This window comes from Undibacterium sp. SXout7W (assembly GCF_049339385.1).
Classification (GTDB): domain Bacteria; phylum Pseudomonadota; class Gammaproteobacteria; order Burkholderiales; family Burkholderiaceae_D; genus Undibacterium.
The window spans coordinates 1-279 of the sequence record NZ_JBMPPF010000176.1 but is presented as its reverse complement, the minus strand read 5'-3'; the positions used below and the strand labels follow the sequence as shown (position 1 = coordinate 279).

At 57.3% G+C, this 279-nt stretch carries 1 protein-coding gene; it reads left to right on the top strand.

Translation table 11 applies throughout. The features are described 5' to 3' along the window. Positions 1 to 279: GAF domain-containing protein (locus ACO0LB_RS20995; protein ID WP_423052693.1), on the top strand; the 279-nt coding region annotated here is incomplete at both ends.

Genomic DNA, 279 nt, shown 5'->3' with positions numbered 1-279 from the left:
AGCCACACGCCAGGCAACCCCTACGAAGCGTACGAGAAAGCCAATCTGAATACCGGCCTGTACTGCGAAACGGTGATGGCAACGCGGGCGTTGCTGCATGTGCCGCACGCGCTGGAAGACGAGCACTGGAAAGACAATCCCGATGTTGCGCTGAACATGATTTCCTATCTGGGCGTGCCGCTGCTGTGGCCCGACGATGAGGTATTCGGCACGATCTGCGTCCTCGACAGCAAAAAACGCTCATACCAGCAGCGCTACGTTGATTTGCTGTGGGAGATC